Source organism: Nocardioides sp. (genome assembly GCF_035703625.1).
Classification (GTDB): domain Bacteria; phylum Actinomycetota; class Actinomycetes; order Propionibacteriales; family Nocardioidaceae; genus Nocardioides.
This window is the reverse complement of sequence record NZ_DASSXS010000073.1, coordinates 18,626-29,447: the sequence shown is the minus strand read 5'-3', so window position 1 is coordinate 29,447 and position 10,822 is coordinate 18,626. Positions and strand designations below refer to the sequence as shown.

The following is a 10,822-nucleotide window of genomic DNA, read 5'->3' as shown; positions in this document are numbered from 1 at the left end:
GCACCCTGGCCTCCGCGGAGGGCTCGTGGATCTGTCCCGAGGGAGCGGCCTGCCTGGCCGCGGCTCGTCAGCTGCGGGAGGGCGGATGGATCGCAGAGCACGAGCAGGTGGTGGTGCTCAACACCGGAGCCGGCCTGAAGTACCCCGAGACCGTGGGTGTCGACGTGCCGGTGCTGGCCCCCGATGGCGCGGTGCCCCCGACAAGGTGAGGAGATGGAGCAATGGGTGAGCTGCACGTCAACATGAACATCACGCTCGACGGCGTGATCCAGGCCAACGGCGGCCCCACCGAGCAGGATGCGGGCTTCGAGTACGCCGGCTGGGAACGCCCGTACGGCGATGCGGAGTCCGGCGACCAGATCGTTGCCGACGTGCAGGCGTCCGACGCGCTGTTGCTGGGTCGGACGACGTACGACATCTTCCGCGCCTACTGGCCGGGCAGGACCGACGAGATCGGGCGGGCCTTCGACAGTGTCCCCAAGTACGTCGCGTCCCGCGGCACGCCGGAGCTGTCGTGGGACGCCAGCACCCAGATCACCGACGCCGGAGCCGAGGTTCGTGAGCTGCGTGAGCGGCACCACCAGGTCCACACCTGGGGCAGCGCGAACCTGTTGCAGACCCTGTTCCGCGAGGCCCTGGTCGACCAGGTGAACCTGTGGGTGTGTCCGGTCGTGATCGGGCGGGGCAAGCGGCTCTTCCCCGAGGGCACGGCCCCGACGCGGTTCGAGCAGGTCGAGCCACCGAAGGCGTATCCCGGCGGGGCGATGCTGTTGCGCTACCGATGCCTCGAGGGCCCTCCCGAGACGGTGCCCGACCCCAGCAACGCTGGTGACTGACGGCAGGATCTCCTCACGCGGGGGCGCTCGGGCCGCCGAGGGCAGCGATGTCATCCCACGCGTAGACCGTCTCGGGAAGCAGGTAGCCCTCTTCGTCTGCGCTCCGTTGCGCGATCTCGCGTCCGCCCATCGCTTCGTAGAACGCCCGGGCCGGGAGATTGGCGGTCAGGACCCCGACCAGGAGTCGGGCGAAGCCCAGGGAGGCCAACTCGCCGGCCGCCTCCCGCAGGAGCCACCGGCCGACTCCGTGACCCTGCCGATCCGGCAGCACGTACAGCGCATCGAGCTGTGCGGCCAGGCCTGACGGGTCGTCCTCGGCCGCCCTGCCCAACGCGAGAGCAACGAGATTGCCGTCCTCGTCATCCGCGACCAGCAGAACCACGCGCATCTCCCTGTCGTCGGCACACTCGTGGAGCAGTCGTGCCCACGCCCGGGCCGACACCTCGGGTGTCCACTCGGCGACTCGCTTCTGCCAGGCCGCGTCGGGCATCTGACCGCGATGCGCAGACAGCCATGACGTGACCATCACCCGGCCCAGGGCGGGCGCATCCTCGACTGCAGCTGCCCGGATCTTCACCGTTCGCGCCCCCTTCACATCGTTGTGAGGTTAGCCGTCAGGAACCTGCCTGTACGTTGCCTCCATGATTGGTTTCCTCGTGGCTGGCCTGATCATCGGAGCGCTGGCCCGGCTCATCAAGCCGGGGAAGCAGAACCTCGGCATCCTGGCCACCCTCGGACTGGGCCTCGTCGGCTCCCTCATCGGAGGACTCATCGCACAGTTCTTCGGCACCGGGAGCATCTGGGAGCTCAACGTGCTCGGTTTCGTGCTCGCCGTCGTCGCGGCTGTGCTGCTCATCGGCGTCGCTGAGTCGGCCACCGGCAAGCAGCGAACCTAGTGGTGACCGCGCTCAGCGGGTACGAACGCCGCTGAGCCGAGAGCGTCCCTCGGGTCCGTGTCGAACATCGTCAGCCGGTTCCCGGCCCCCAGCGCGGCGTCCGCGCCAGCAGCGCGGACACGGCAGCAACACCCGCGGTCGACGTACGCAACACCTCGGCCCCCAACCGCACGGCCTGCGCCCCGGAGTCCGCGAACAGTGCGACCTCCTCGTCGGTGAGTCCACCTTCGGGCCCGACCACGACAGCCACCAGCCCGGTGGCGGGAACGTCCAGCGAGGCCAGCGGCACAGACGCTGCCTCGTGGAGGACCACGGCGAGGTCGGCGGAGCCGAGCAGCGCAGCCACGTCGGAGGTCGAGGCGAGCTCCTCCACGACCGGGAACCACGACCGACGGGCCTGCTTGGCCGCCTCGCGTGCGGTCGACCGCCAGCGGGCGAGCGACTTCGCGGCCCGTTCGCCCCGCCAGGCCGCCACCGACCGCGAGGCCGCCCACGGCACGATCGAGGAGACCCCGACCTCGGTGAGCACCTCGACCGCCAGCTCGCCGCGGTCACCCTTCGGCAGCGCCTGTACGACGACGAAGGTCGGACTGGGCCCGGGCGCGGTCGAGACGGTCGAGACCGTCACCTCGAACACCTTGCGGCCCGCCGACGACACCACCCCCTGCGCCGACGTGCCCAGACCGTCGGTGAGGACCACCTGCTCGCCCACCTTCAACCGGCGCACGGTCACCGCGTGGTGGGCCTCCGCCCCCTCGACCGTGACGACCGTCCCCTCGTCCGCGCCGTCCAGTGACGGCACCAGGTGGACCGGCAGCGACATCAGAGCGACATCAGTGGGGGTTGAACGCGTCGCGCAGACGACCGAAGACCGACTTGGACGCGGGTCGCACCTGACCGGTCGGGTCCTCCTCGCCGCGGATCGCGGCCAGCTCGCGGAGCAGCTCCTCCTGCCGGGGGTCGAGCGCGGTCGGGGTCTCCACGACCACCGAGACGACCAGGTCGCCGCGGCCTCCGCGCAGGCCCGGGACGCCCCGGCCCTTGAGCACGCGATCTGCGCCCGACTGGGTGCCGGGCCGGATCTCGAGCTCGAAGGAGGTCTCGACCCCGCTGTCGGCACCCTGCTCGACGTCGGCCTCGAGGGTCGGGAGTGTCAGCGTCGTACCGAGTGCGGCCGCGGTCATCGGCACCGTGACCGTGCAGTGCAGGTCGTTGCCGTTGCGGGTGAACGTCGGGTGCGGGGCGACGGTGATCTCGACGTACAGGTCGCCGGCCGGTCCGCCTCCCGGCCCGACCTCGCCCTGCTCGGTGAGCTGGATCCGGGTTCCGGTGTCGACCCCGGCCGGGATCTTGACGGTGAGGGTGCGCCTCGAGCGGACCCGGCCGTCGCCGGAGCACTCGCGACACGGCTCGGGGATGATCGAGCCGAACCCGCGGCAGGCGGCGCACGGGCGCAGGGTGCGCACCTCGCCGAGGAAGGACCGCTGGACGTGGGCGACCTCGCCGGCGCCGCGGCAGGTCTCGCAGGGCACCGGTCGGCTGCCCGGGGCCGCACCGTCGCCGTGGCAGGTCGTGCAGACCACGGCGGTGTCGACCTTGAGCTCGCGGTCGACCCCGAACGCCGCCTCGGCCAGGTCGACCTCGACCCGGATCAGGGCGTCCTGGCCCCGCCGCACCCGCGGTCGCGGTCCGCGACCGGCCGATGCGGCGGCCCCGCCGAAGAACGCGTCCATGATGTCGGTGAACGAGAACCCGGCCCCCTGGCCGAAACCGCCGACGCCGCCGAACGGGTCGCCGCCACGGTCGTACGCCGCCCGCTTCTGCGGGTCCGACAGCACCTCGTAGGCGCGGGACACCTCCTTGAACTGCTCCTGCGTCTCCGGGTCGGGGTTCACGTCCGGGTGCAGCCGCCGGGCCATCTTGCGGTAGGCCTTCTTGATGGTCTCGGCGTCCGCGTCGCGGGACACACCCAGGAGGTCGTAGAGGTCCTGACTCAAGTTCGGTCCTTCTTCGTCGTCGCGGGGCTCGGGGCTCAGCGCGTCTGGGGTCGGGTGGTCGGTGGTCTGGTCATGCCTGGTCGAGGATCCGGGACACGTAGCGGGCCACGGCGCGTACGGCCGCCATCGATCCGGGGTAGTCCATCCGGGTCGGCCCCACGATGCCGAGGGTGGCCAGCGCGTCGTCGCCCGGGCCGTAGCCGGTGGCGACCACGCTCGTGGACGCGAGCTCCTGGTAGGGCCCCTCGGCCCCGATCCGCACGGTCACGGCCCCGCCGGTGTGGGCCTCCCCGAGCAGCTTGAGGAGCACCACGTGCTCCTCGAGCGCCTCGAGAAGCGGGCGCACGGCGGTGTCGAAGCTCTCGCCGAAGCGCGCCAGGTTGGCCGCGCCCCCGACCGCGATCCGCTCGTCGGAGCGGTGGTCGGAGAAGGCGTCGACCAGGGTGTCGACGATGGCCGACATCGGGCCCGCGTCGCCCTCGGGTACGGCGTCCCGCAGGGCGGTGGCCGCTTCGCCGATGACCTTCCCGGCCGCAGCGACGTTGAGCCGGGAACGCAGCTCGCCGAGCTCGGCATCGTCCAGCGTCGCGTCGAGCTCGACCAGGCGCTGCTCGACCCGGCCCGTGCTGAGGATCAGGATCACCAGCAGCCGGCTGGGCGTGATGGCCACCAGCTCGACGTGGCGGACGGTCGAGCGCGACAGCGTGGGGTACTGGACGACGGCCACCTGACGGGTCAGCTGGGAGAGCAGCCGCACCGAACGCTGGACGACGTCGTCGAGGTCGACCGCGCCGTCCAGGATCGTGGCGATGGCCCGCCGCTCGGCGCTGCTCATCGGCTTCAGGTTGGTGAGCCGGTCGACGAAGAGGCGGTAGCCCTTGTCGGTGGGGATCCGGCCAGCGCTGGTGTGGGGCTGGGTGATGAACCCCTCCTCCTCCAGCACGGCCATGTCGTTGCGCACCGTGGCCGGCGAGACCCCGAGCCCGTGCCGCTCGACCAGGGCCTTCGACCCCACCGGTTCCTCGGTCGCGACGTAGTCCTCCACGATCGCGCGGAGCACGGCGAGCTTGCGGTCGTCGTGCATCGCCCCGCCACCTCCTCGCATCATGGTTGGCACTCGCCTGATCTGAGTGCCAAGGGTACTAGGGTCGCCGCCATGGCCGACTTCGCCGAGGTAGCAGAGCGGATCTGGGTCGCGCGCTACCCGTGGTTCGACGTCAACGTGACCGTGATCGGCGGCGAGCGCGGACTCCTGGTGGTCGACACCCACGGTTCCGCCGGTGCCGCAGGGGAGGTCGTCGACGACGTACGCCGGCTCGGGGCAGGTGCGGTCGTCGGCATCGTCAACACCCACTGGCACTTCGACCACACGTTCGGCAACGGCACCGTCCGCGGCGCGTTCGGGCCGGTCCCGATCCACGCGCACGAGAACGCCGTGGCCGAGCTCGAGCACGGGGCCGAGCGGATCAAGCAGCGCTACGTCGACCAACCGGACGACCCGCACGCCGAGGACGTGGTCGGCACCGAGGTCGTGCTGCCCGACCAGACGTTCTCCTCGGCCCGGGCCCTCGACCTCGGCGACCGGTCGGTGGAGCTGGTGTACCCCGGCAGGGGCCACACCTCCGGCGACCTGGTCGTGCGCGTGCCGGACGCCGACGCGCTCCTCGCGGGGGACCTCGTCGAGGAGTCCGCGCCGCCCTACTTCGGGGACGACTCGTGGCCCATGGACTGGCCGCTGAGCCTCGACATCGTGCTCGGGCTGACCACGGCCGGCAGCGTCGTCGTACCCGGACACGGCGCGCCGGTCGACCGGGACTTCGTCGAGACCCAGCGCAACGAGATCGGCATCGTCGCCGAGACCATCCGCGACCTGGCCGGCCGGGGCGTCCCCGTCGACCAGGCCGTCGAGGCGGGCGAGTGGCCCTGGCCGAGCGAGCGGCTGGGCGCCGCGGTCGCGCGTGGCTACGAGCAGCTGCCGCGAAGCCAGAAGCGCCTGCCCCTCGTGTAACCGCGCCGCGGGCCGCTAGGTTCGCGGCATGAGCGAATCCAGCAACGAGCAGAGCGACGGCGGCGACGGCGTCGGCATCAGCGACGAGCAGCTGCCCGAGGACCTCCAGGCGTCCGAGGACAACCCCCTCGCGGAGCCGCTGACCGACGAGGACGCGCCCGAGGACATGGACGACCTCGACATGATGGGCGGCGACTCCTCCGGCGACTCCGGCGACTCCGGCGACTCTGGCGACGCGGAGGACTCCGGCGAGTCCCCGTCGGACGACGATGACGACTGACTAGCGTTGCGCGCGTGAATCAGCCTCCCCCTGGCACGGACCGGTACGGGTCCGACGTTCTCTCCACCGACTGGCGCGCCCCCAGGCGCGGGCGCGCCGTCGCCCACCCGGCCACCCTCGGCGACGTCGTCGAGGAGGTCATGACCGACTTCTGCGGTGAGATCGTCGCCGTCGACCGGGATCTGCACACGCTCACGCTGGAGGACCGCCGCGGCCGCCGGCGCACCTTCCCGCTCGGACCGGGCTTCCTCCTCGAGGGGCGTCCGGTGGTGCTGACCGCACCCATCGTGATGAAGGCTCCCCCGAAGCCGAGGCGTACGGCGTCCGGGTCGGTCGCCGTCGACGACGCCCCGGCCAGGGTGGCTCGCCAGAGCAGGGTCTATGTCGAGGGTCGGCACGACGCGGAGCTGGTCGAGAAGGTGTGGGGCGACGACCTGCGGATCGAGGGTGTCGTCGTGGAGTACCTCGGAGGGGTCGACGACCTCGCCACCCACCTGCGCGACTTCGAGCCAGGACCGGGCCGCCGGGTCGGGGTCCTGGTCGACCACCTCGTCCCGGGCTCGAAGGAGAGCCGGATCGCCGACGCCATCGCCCGGTCCCCGATCGGGCAGCACGTGCTGATCACCGGGCATCCGTTCGTGGACATCTGGGCGGCGGTGAAGCCGGCCCGGCTGGGTCTCTCGGCCTGGCCCGAGGTCCCTCGCAACGTCGAGTGGAAGCGCGGCGTCTGCGAGCACCTCGGCTGGCCGCACCGCGACCAGTCCGACATCGCCCGGGCGTGGCAGCACATCCTGTCGCGCGTGGCGTCGTACCACGACCTCGAGCCGGCCCTGCTCGGGCGGGTCGAGGAGCTGATCGACTTCGTGTCGACCGCGCCCTGAGCCGACCCTGAACCACCCCTGAACCGCCCCCGGGACACCCGCGAAAGGGACTCGACGCGAGTACGCTCGACTGCATGAGCGATCCCTACGGTCCGCCCCCTCCCGAACAACCCGAGGGTGAGACCCCCGGCCAGCAGCCCCCGGGCCAGCAGCCCTATGGCCAGCCGCCGCCCCCGAGCGTGTACGGCCAGCAGCCGTCGGGCGTCCAGCAGCCCGGGGCGGGTGGCCTGACGCCCGACGAGCGCACCTGGGGCGGTGCCGCGCACTGGAGCGCCCTGGTCGCCGGCCTGTTCGGGGGGCTGGCCTTCCTCGGCCCGCTGATCGTGATGCTGGTGAAGGGCAACGACTCGCCGTGGATCCGCCGGCAGTCCGTGGAGTCGCTCAACTTCCAGATCTCGATCCTGATCTACGCGATCGTCTCCGCCATCCTCATCATCGTGCTGATCGGCCTCGTCCTGCTGGCGGCCGTGGGGGTCCTGTGGCTGGTCTTCACGATCATCGGCTCGGTCAAGGCCAGCAGCGGCGAGGACTACCGCTACCCGCTGACGATCCGAATGGTGTCCTGACCGACCCGGTCAGGGCAGCAGGTCGCGCAGCACCGCGTCGGCGAGGAGCCGACCGGTCCGCGTGAGCACCAGCCGCCGACCCGACTCCTCTTCCACCCCGGTGGGCGCGAGCAGGCCGCGCGCCACCAGGTCCGGCACGGCCTTGCTGCCGACGTCGTCGAGCAGCTCGCAGGAGAGCCCCTCGCGCAGCCGCAGCTCGAGCAGCACCCGCTCCACGCGGCGGGTCTCGGGGTCGAGCACCTCCCGCGCCAGGGCGGGGCTGTCGCCCGCGGCGAGCCGGTCGGCGTACGCGGCGGGATGCTTGACGTTCCACCACCGGACGCCGCCGACGTGGGAGTGCGCTCCCGGGCCGATCCCCCACCAGTCGGAACCGGTCCAGTACAGGAGGTTGTGCCGGCAGCGGGCGGCGTCGTCGCGGGCCCAGTTGGAGACCTCGTACCACGACAGCCCTGCCGCCTCGAGCCGCTCGTCGGCGAGCTCGTACTTGTCGGCGAGGTCGTCGTCCTCGGGAAGCGCCACCTCGCCGCCGCGAATCTGCCTGGCCAGCCTGGTCCCCTCCTCGACGATCAGGGAGTACGCCGAGAGGTGGTCCGGGGCGCAGGCGAGGGCGGCGTCGAGCGAGACCTCCCAGTCGTCCACGGTCTCGCCCGGGGTGCCGTAGATCAGGTCCAGGCTCACCTGCTCGAAGCCGGCCGCCCGGGCCCAGTCGACCACCGCCGGCACGCGGAGCGGGTCGTGCGTGCGGTCCAGGGTGGCCAGCACGTGCGGCACGGCCGACTGCATGCCGAAGGAGATCCGGTTGAAGCCGACCGAGCGCAGCTCCTCCAGGTCCCACTGGGCCACGCTGTCCGGGTTGGACTCGGTGGTGACCTCCGCGCCGTCCTCGAACCCGAACTCCGAGGCGACGGCAGCCAGGATGGCGCCCAGGTCGACCGGCTTCAGCAGGGTCGGCGTACCGCCGCCGAGGAACACGGTGGACACCGGCAGGTCCCGGTCGCCCAGCACCCGGCGTGCCTGGCGGATCTCGGCGATCGCCGCCTCGGCGTAGGTCGACCGGGAGGCGCCGGGCGCGTCGCCGAGCTCCTCGGCCGTGTAGGTGTTGAAGTCGCAGTAACCGCACCGCACCGTGCAGAACGGCACGTGGACGTAGAGCCCGAACGGTCGCGTCCCGACACCGTGGAGCGCGGACTCGGGCAGGGCCCCGTCCTGTGGGGCCGGCTCACCGGCGGGAAGGGCGGACGGCATTCGCCCAGTCTTGCACCGGTCGGAGCGTGGCGTGCAGGTGGCGGTGTCGGTCGGGCCGGCGTCGGATTCCCCGGCTCACCGGGGAAACCGACACTTCTCAGCCGATGCAATGCCCGGGAAGTGCATGGATCGGCTGAGGGGTGTGACTCGTGCGACGTGTGGTGTCCGGTCGACGGGTGCGGGCCCGCTCAGGCGTAGAACGCGTCGATCTTGTCCTTGTAGTTGTCCTCGACGACGTTGCGCTTGACCTTCATCGACGGCGTGAGCTCACCGGACTCGACCGACAGGTCGTGGTCGAGCAGCTCCCACTTCTTGATCGTCTCCCAGCGGTTGAGCCGGGAGTTGAGCTCGTCGACGAAGCCGCCCACCATCTGCTGGACGGCGTCGGAGCCCACGATCTCGGAGTACGACGCCCCCGCCATGCCGTTCTCCTCGGCCCACCCGGCCATGGCGTCGGAGTCGAGGGTGATCAGGGCGACGCAGAAGTTGCGCTCGTTGCCGAACACCACGAACTGGCTGGCGTAGGGGCAGATCGCCTTGAACTTCGACTCGATCGCCGGCGGCGCGATGTACTTGCCCCCGGAGGTCTTGAACAGCTCCTTGATCCGCCCGGTGATCGTGAGGAAGCCCTCCTCGTCGAGGCTGCCCTTGTCGCCGGTGCGGAGCCAGCCGTCGTCGGTCAGCGTCTTGGCGGTCTCCTCGGGGAGGTTGTGGTAGCCGTCCATGATCCCGGGGCCCTTGATCAGGATCTCGTCGCCCTCGCCGAGCTTGACCTCGGTGCCAGGCACCGTCGGCCCGACCGTGCCGAACTTGTAGCCGTCGGGGTGGTTGACGAAGGAGCCCGCCGACGACTCGGTGAGGCCGTAGCCCTCGAGGATCAGGATGCCCGCCGCGTGGAACCACTCGGCGATGTCGCGGTTGAGCGCCGCCGCGCCGGAGATGAAGAACCGGACCCGGCCACCGAAGCGGTCACGGATCTTGGAGAAGACCAGCCTGTCGAACAGCGCGTGCTGGACACCCAGGAGGAGCGGGACCGACGTACCCTCGCGCTTGCGCCGGTCGACCTCGATGCCGACCTCGAACGCCTTGTTGAACAGCTTCTCCTTGAGGCCGCCCTCAGCCTGCTGCATGGTGACGATGCGGCCGTGGGCCTTCTCGAAGATGCGGGGCGCGGCGCCCATGAAGGTGGGCTTCACGACGCCGAGGTTGTCGACGATCTTGTCGACGCGTCCGTCGACGGCGGTCGCGAAACCGCAGGCGAGCTGGGTCGAGAGCAGCACCTTGCCGAACGAGTGGGCCATCGGCAGCCAGAGGAACTGCAGGTCGTCCTCGGTCAGGATGTCCTGGGCCTGGATCGCCGCGCCCTCGTACACCCACGAGCGGTGCCGAAGCCGCACGCCCTTGGGGCGTCCGGTGGTCCCGGAGGTGTAGATCAGCGTGGCGAGCTGGTCGGGGCGGATCGCCTCCGCCTTCTCCTTGATCACGTCGGGGTGGTCCGCGAGGTACTCCTCCCCCAGCTTGGCCAGCTCGTCCATGCCGATGATCCAGTCGCCGTCGGCGGCGCCCTCGAAGGTCACCACCTTGAGCAGGTGCGGCAGCTCGGCCTTGCGCTCCTGCAGCTTGGCGATCTGCTCGTCGTCCTCGGCGAAGACCACCCGGCACTCGGAGTCGCTGAGGATGTACGCCGTGTCCTCGGCGTTGGTCGAGGGGTAGACGGTGGTGGTCGCGGCACCGGCGCACATGATCGCCAGGTCGGCCAGGATCCACTCGTAGCGGGTGTTGGACGCGATGCCGACCCGCTGCTCCATCTCGATGCCGAGGGCGAGCAGACCGGCGGCCAGCCGCGACACCTCGGCCCCGGTGTCGCGCCAGGTCACCGACTCCCAGGACTCGCCGCGGGGGAATCGGTAGGCCTCGGAGTCGGGGCTCTTCTCGACCCGGTCGAGGAACTGGAGGGCGACGTTCGGGATCAGGTCGTCGACGAAGCTGGTGTCGATGGTCCTCGGGCTGGTACTCGGCATGACACTCCTGCTTGCGACTCGGGAAACGGCGCGCTGAGGTCGACGGGACCGCAACGTCTTGCGGCAGTAACCTAGATCACTCGGTTACGGAC

General features: G+C 71.0%; 12 protein-coding genes and 1 pseudogene. 7 read left to right on the top strand and 6 right to left on the bottom strand.

All coding sequences use genetic code 11. The features are described 5' to 3' along the window. Both VFN12_RS03855 and VFN12_RS03850 read left to right on the top strand, forming a co-directional pair. A pseudogene (locus VFN12_RS03855) lies at positions 1 to 209 on the top strand (hypothetical protein); the annotation flags it as partial. A gap of 12 nt (positions 210 to 221) precedes the next feature. Continuing rightward, positions 222 to 836: a dihydrofolate reductase family protein gene (locus VFN12_RS03850; RefSeq protein ID WP_325117268.1), complete on the top strand. Its 615-nt coding sequence runs from the start codon at positions 222 to 224 to the stop codon at positions 834 to 836. Positions 837 to 849: 13 nt separating this feature from the next. Here VFN12_RS03850 and VFN12_RS03845 read toward each other — a convergent pair whose 3' ends face one another. Beyond that, on the bottom strand, positions 850 to 1,413 hold the full coding sequence (locus VFN12_RS03845; RefSeq protein ID WP_325117267.1) for a GNAT family N-acetyltransferase: 564 nt from the start codon (positions 1,411 to 1,413) through the stop codon (positions 850 to 852). Positions 1,414 to 1,477: 64 nt separating this feature from the next. On the opposite strand from VFN12_RS03845, the gene VFN12_RS03840 reads away from it, so the two are divergent. Further along, entirely contained in the window at positions 1,478 to 1,732 is a 255-nt protein-coding gene (locus VFN12_RS03840) for a hypothetical protein (RefSeq protein ID WP_325117266.1), read from the top strand. A 70-nt stretch (positions 1,733 to 1,802) separates the two neighbouring features. Here VFN12_RS03840 and VFN12_RS03835 read toward each other — a convergent pair whose 3' ends face one another. The 3 genes from VFN12_RS03835 to hrcA all read right to left on the bottom strand — a co-directional run bounded on the left by VFN12_RS03835 (position 1,803) and on the right by hrcA (position 4,813). Then, the gene (locus tag VFN12_RS03835) at positions 1,803 to 2,555 is read right to left on the bottom strand and encodes a 16S rRNA (uracil(1498)-N(3))-methyltransferase (protein WP_325117265.1); all 753 of its coding nucleotides are present in this window, start codon (positions 2,553 to 2,555) and stop codon (positions 1,803 to 1,805) included. 10 nt (positions 2,556 to 2,565) lie between these two features. Beyond that, on the bottom strand, positions 2,566 to 3,729 hold the full coding sequence (gene dnaJ / locus VFN12_RS03830; protein WP_325117264.1) for a molecular chaperone DnaJ: 1,164 nt from the start codon (positions 3,727 to 3,729) through the stop codon (positions 2,566 to 2,568). A 70-nt stretch (positions 3,730 to 3,799) separates the two neighbouring features. After that, complete coding sequence (hrcA, locus tag VFN12_RS03825) at positions 3,800 to 4,813, bottom strand: heat-inducible transcriptional repressor HrcA (protein WP_325117263.1); 1,014 nt, start codon at positions 4,811 to 4,813, stop codon at positions 3,800 to 3,802. Between the two features lie 72 nt (positions 4,814 to 4,885). Between hrcA and VFN12_RS03820 the strand changes: the two genes are divergently transcribed. From VFN12_RS03820 to VFN12_RS03805, 4 genes are all read left to right on the top strand, one after another. After that, the gene (locus tag VFN12_RS03820; protein WP_325117262.1) at positions 4,886 to 5,737 is read left to right on the top strand and encodes an MBL fold metallo-hydrolase; all 852 of its coding nucleotides are present in this window, start codon (positions 4,886 to 4,888) and stop codon (positions 5,735 to 5,737) included. Positions 5,738 to 5,765: 28 nt separating this feature from the next. After that, positions 5,766 to 6,017 (top strand): hypothetical protein, encoded by a 252-nt coding sequence (locus VFN12_RS03815; protein ID WP_325117261.1) that lies wholly within the window; start codon positions 5,766 to 5,768, stop codon positions 6,015 to 6,017. A gap of 14 nt (positions 6,018 to 6,031) precedes the next feature. Continuing rightward, positions 6,032 to 6,898, top strand: coding sequence for a DUF3097 domain-containing protein (locus VFN12_RS03810; RefSeq protein ID WP_325117259.1), 867 nt, complete (start codon positions 6,032 to 6,034; stop codon positions 6,896 to 6,898). Positions 6,899 to 6,972: 74 nt separating this feature from the next. Beyond that, positions 6,973 to 7,464 (top strand): DUF4870 domain-containing protein, encoded by a 492-nt coding sequence (locus VFN12_RS03805; RefSeq protein WP_325117258.1) that lies wholly within the window; start codon positions 6,973 to 6,975, stop codon positions 7,462 to 7,464. Between the two features lie 9 nt (positions 7,465 to 7,473). Here the strand turns inward: VFN12_RS03805 and hemW are convergent, their stop codons facing one another. Then, a complete protein-coding gene (hemW, locus tag VFN12_RS03800) occupies positions 7,474 to 8,709 on the bottom strand; it encodes a radical SAM family heme chaperone HemW (RefSeq protein ID WP_325117257.1) in 1,236 nt (411 codons plus the stop codon). Positions 8,710 to 8,897: 188 nt separating this feature from the next. After that, positions 8,898 to 10,730, bottom strand: coding sequence for an AMP-dependent synthetase/ligase (locus tag VFN12_RS03795; RefSeq protein WP_325117256.1), 1,833 nt, complete (start codon positions 10,728 to 10,730; stop codon positions 8,898 to 8,900). Positions 10,731 to 10,822 lie beyond the last annotated feature (92 nt).

Coding starts and splice junctions, on each gene's coding strand:
- VFN12_RS03815 (WP_325117261.1), top strand. CDS start 5,766: ATGAGCGAATCCAGCAACGAGCAGAGCGACGGCGGCGACGGCGTCGGC.
- hemW (WP_325117257.1), bottom strand. CDS start 8,709: ATGCCGTCCGCCCTTCCCGCCGGTGAGCCGGCCCCACAGGACGGGGCC.
- VFN12_RS03805 (WP_325117258.1), top strand. CDS start 6,973: ATGAGCGATCCCTACGGTCCGCCCCCTCCCGAACAACCCGAGGGTGAG.
- VFN12_RS03795 (WP_325117256.1), bottom strand. CDS start 10,730: ATGCCGAGTACCAGCCCGAGGACCATCGACACCAGCTTCGTCGACGAC.
- VFN12_RS03820 (WP_325117262.1), top strand. CDS start 4,886: ATGGCCGACTTCGCCGAGGTAGCAGAGCGGATCTGGGTCGCGCGCTAC.
- VFN12_RS03835 (WP_325117265.1), bottom strand. CDS start 2,555: ATGTCGCTGCCGGTCCACCTGGTGCCGTCACTGGACGGCGCGGACGAG.
- hrcA (WP_325117263.1), bottom strand. CDS start 4,813: ATGCACGACGACCGCAAGCTCGCCGTGCTCCGCGCGATCGTGGAGGAC.
- VFN12_RS03850 (WP_325117268.1), top strand. CDS start 222: ATGGGTGAGCTGCACGTCAACATGAACATCACGCTCGACGGCGTGATC.
- VFN12_RS03840 (WP_325117266.1), top strand. CDS start 1,478: ATGATTGGTTTCCTCGTGGCTGGCCTGATCATCGGAGCGCTGGCCCGG.